Origin of the sequence: Bradyrhizobium sp. AS23.2, from assembly GCF_001908185.1 — a bacterium.
GTDB lineage: Bacteria > Pseudomonadota > Alphaproteobacteria > Rhizobiales > Xanthobacteraceae > Bradyrhizobium.
In genome coordinates this window covers 1-1,932 of record NZ_LGHM01000384.1, presented here as the reverse complement: position 1 = coordinate 1,932, position 1,932 = coordinate 1, and the positions used below count along the sequence as shown (strand labels likewise).

Below are 1,932 nucleotides of genomic sequence, written 5' to 3'. Positions count from 1 at the left end.
TAGCGGTGCAGCGCGTGATCGAACGTCGGCCGAAAAACTACATTGATTATCAGTACGATAGATTGATCCGCCTGCCTGGGATCTGACAAAGGGACGTACAATGAAACGAGCTGTGCGGATCGGGTCAAGCTGGTGTTCTGGGACGGAACGGGTTTGTGTCTGTTCGCCAAGAGGCTCGAGGATGGAATCTTCCGCTGGCCGAAGATTGAGGACGGTGTGATGCGTCTGTCGGCGGCACAATTGTCGGCGCTGCTGGAAGGGCTCGACTGGCGGCTTGTGCATGAAGCACGGGTGACGCCGGCGCCAACACAAGCGGGATAGTTGTTAGCGGCGCTGCGGCGAAGTGAATCAGGAGCGTCGGGCGCGTCGCCAGACGGCGGCGAATATGCTCTGAATTGGGTGTGAGCGACGCCCTGCCTGACGATCCCGAGACGCTGAAAGCGATGCTGCTTGCCGAACGGTGCGAGAGCGAACGGCTGCGTCAGATCATCAAGGAATTGCAGCGGCATCGGTTTGGCCGGCGGGCAGAGACGCTGCCTGAAGATCAGATGCTGCTGGGCCTGGAAGACGTCGAACAGGTGGCAGCGTACGGCGAGACGGCGCAGGAGGTGAGCGAACCTGAAGGCCGTGAGGCGCGGGCTCGCAAGCGCCGCAGCAACCGTGGCGCCTTGCCGGCGCACCTGCCGCGGATCGAGGTCATCGTCGACATCGAGGACAAGACCTGCCCCTGTTGCCAGGGCGAGTTGCATCGGATCGGCGAGGATAGGAGCGAACGGCTGGACCTGGTCCCTGCGCAGTTCCGGATCGTCGTGACCCGGCGTCCCAAATACGCCTGCCGAGCCTGCGAGGACGGCGTCATGCAGGCGCCGGCCCCGGCCAGGCTGATCGCGGGCGGATTGCCGACCGAGGCCACCGTCGCCCAGATCCTGGTCTCCAAATATGCCGATCACCTGCCGCTCTATCGGCAGGCGCAGATTTTTACGCTCGCCAGGGCATTGAGCTCGATCGTTCGACGCTGGCGGATTGGGTGGGACAGGCCGCCTTCCACCTGCGTCCGTTGCATGAGCGCCTCCTCGGCAAGCTCAGGCAACGGCCAAAGCTGTTCGCCGACGAGACGACGATGCCGGTGCTCGATCCCGGTCGCGGGCGCACCAAGACCGGTCAGCTCTGGGCCTATGCGGCGGACGACCGGCCATGGGGCGGTGCCGATCCGCCCGGCGTCGCCTATGTCTATGCTCCTGATCGCAAAGCCGACCGGCCGATCGCCCATCTGGCAGGCTTCAAGGGGATCCTGCAGGTCGACGGCTACGCCGGCTATGGCAAGCTCGCCGAGCGTGGCGACGTTCAGCTTGCATTCTGCTGGTCGCACATGCGGCGTAACTTCTACGAACTTGCCGCCCCTGGCCCCGCGCCCATTGCGGGCGAGGCGCTCAAGCATATCGCCGAGTTCTATGCCATCGAGAAGGACATCCGTGGCCGCAGCGCCGAGGAGCGCCGTCTCGTTCGGCAACAGAAAAGCCGACCGCTGGCGGAAGCCTTCGAACGGTGGCTCCGCGCAAAGCTCGCGTTGATCAGCCAAAAGGGCAAGTTGGCCGACGCCATCCGCTATGCGCTCTCACGCCGGGAAGGTCTGACGCGCTTTATCGATGATGGCCGTATCGAACTCGACAACAACGTCGTCGAACGTTCGATCCGTCCGATCACGCTCAACCGGAAAAATGCACTGTTCGCAGGCTCCGACGGTGGCGCCCAGCATTGGGCCATCATCGCCGCGCTGGTCGAAACCTGTAAGCTGAATGACGTCGATCCGCTTGCCTACTTAACCGACGCGCTCACCAGGATCGTCAATGGCCATCCGAATAGCGACATCGATCAGTTGCTGCCGTGGGCATATTGCCGCCACGACCTCAAAGCTGTGGCCTGAAAACAGCG

General features: G+C 63.1%; 1 protein-coding gene and 1 pseudogene. Both read left to right on the top strand.

What is annotated here, in order from left to right; translation table 11 throughout:
- Positions 1-132 precede the first annotated feature (132 nt).
- The gene (gene tnpB, locus AC630_RS42375) at positions 133-321 is read left to right on the top strand and encodes an IS66 family insertion sequence element accessory protein TnpB (RefSeq protein ID WP_074124386.1); all 189 of its coding nucleotides are present in this window, start codon (positions 133-135) and stop codon (positions 319-321) included.
- A gap of 122 nt (positions 322-443) precedes the next feature.
- Positions 444-1,924, top strand: a pseudogene (gene tnpC / locus AC630_RS42370) (IS66 family transposase).
- The last annotated feature ends 8 nt before the right edge of the window (positions 1,925-1,932 follow it).